The following is a 1,505-nucleotide window of genomic DNA, read 5'->3' on the forward strand; positions in this document are numbered from 1 at the left end:
AAGCGCGGAAATTTTATCGCTATTTTCTAAAACTTCGGCCTCGCTTAGCTCTATTTTTTTTACTTTTACCGATTCGCTAGACTCTAAAGGCTTTCGGCTCACGACCACGGCTACGGCATTTGCCGGTATAGAGTTACTTCTCTCTCCGCCGTCTATACTAACGATCTCGCAACCGTTTAAAGCTAGAAATTTACCCAATATCTTTAATGCGTTAGGAATATTTTGGTGTATCTGGGTTCCGGAGTGGCCTCCGGGCAAACCGCTTACTCGCGCCTCATAAACGAAACCGCTTTTTTTAAAGCTTTGAACGTCGATTTTAGCGCTTACGTTTATACCGCCGGCACAGCCTAAAATTACGCGATCGTCCTCTTCGCTATCTAAATTTAGCAAATTAGGAGATAAAATTTTATCCTTAAAGCCGTTTGCGCCGATAAGCCCGACCTCTTCGTCGTTCGTAAATAAACACTCTAAATTTTCAAACTCTCGCATCGCGCCCATCATCATAGCCACGCCGATGCCGTCGTCAGCACCTAGAGTCGAGTTTTTGGCTCTTAGTATGCCGTCCTCTTCGATGAGCTCCAAATGCGGCGCCGCACCCACGCAAACCATGTCGTAGTGGCTTTGTAGGCAGATTTTAGGCTCGCCCTTTACGGCGTGGATGTTACCCGCCTCGTCGATGTTTACGCTAAAGCCCTGAGAGAGCGCAAAATCCGCCAAAAACTCCCTCATCTGCTCCGTTTCGCAACTGCAGTGAGGTATCTCGCACAGCTTTTTAAAATCGTTCATAACCTCGTTTTTTTGCATGTTTGCTCCTTAAATTTACTTAACTATCTCGCCCGTGTAGCCAGTCGTCGCCACTGCATCTAGCAGCTGTTGCTCGCTCACGCCGTCTTTCGTCTCGACGCGGGCGGTTTTATCATGCAGGCTAGCCTTGGCGCTGATGACGCCGTCGACGTTCTGTAGGGCTTTACGCACCATCGCCGTACACAACGGGCAGTGCATCCCCTCGACTTTGATAACAAAATTTTGATTTGCAAACGCCATGCTTGCAAGCAGTAAAATAGATAGAATTTTATTCATAAATTTTTCCTAAAACTTCGGGGTATGATAGCAGAATAATCACAAAAATAGCTAAAAAAACGTAGATGAAGATCCACTTTTTGTGGCGATTTGCGAGGTCGCAGGATTTTGGCTTTTTGAAAAAATAAAACGCGCTCGCCGCAAAGCAGATCGCGGCAAGTGCGGTAAAATAGGGCCTCAGCTCGGTTAAGCTCTCGATAGCTTCCGAGCTAAGCAGGCTAAATGAAGCGCCGAAAAGTAAAAACAAAAGCGCGGGCAGGCAGCAAAGAGTCGCCGCCAGCGCGCTCGCAACTGACGCCAGAGCTAGCCAAAAGCCCTTCATTTGATCTCTTGCGACTTATAGTCGTAGCTAAAATCTTTTGGCGAATAGTAATTTAGCACGTTGTCGTCCACTTCGCCGTAAGGATAGCCGAAGTTATTTAGCG

Annotated in this window: 3 protein-coding genes; all 3 read right to left on the reverse strand. The window is 47.0% G+C overall.

What is annotated here, in order from left to right; genetic code table 11:
- The coding region (locus Q0314_RS08265) for a M28 family peptidase (protein WP_366114651.1) at positions 1 to 804 on the reverse strand (804 nt) is incomplete at its 3' end.
- A gap of 15 nt (positions 805 to 819) precedes the next feature.
- Complete coding sequence (locus Q0314_RS08270) at positions 820 to 1,080, reverse strand: cation transporter (RefSeq protein WP_298058169.1); 261 nt, start codon at positions 1,078 to 1,080, stop codon at positions 820 to 822.
- On the reverse strand, positions 1,073 to 1,402 hold the full coding sequence (locus Q0314_RS08275) for an aryl sulfotransferase (RefSeq protein ID WP_298058172.1): 330 nt from the start codon (positions 1,400 to 1,402) through the stop codon (positions 1,073 to 1,075). Before Q0314_RS08275 ends, Q0314_RS08270 begins: the two co-directional genes overlap by 8 nt.
- Positions 1,403 to 1,505 lie beyond the last annotated feature (103 nt).

Source organism: uncultured Campylobacter sp., assembly GCF_938040115.1.
Taxonomy (GTDB): Bacteria; Campylobacterota; Campylobacteria; order Campylobacterales; family Campylobacteraceae; genus Campylobacter_A.

What these genes read in the sequence shown, in the direction of transcription:
- Q0314_RS08270 (WP_298058169.1), bottom strand. Translation starts at nt 1,080, where the DNA reads ATGAATAAAATTCTATCTATTTTACTGCTTGCAAGCATGGCGTTTGCA.
- Q0314_RS08275 (WP_298058172.1), bottom strand. Translation starts at nt 1,402, where the DNA reads ATGAAGGGCTTTTGGCTAGCTCTGGCGTCAGTTGCGAGCGCGCTGGCG.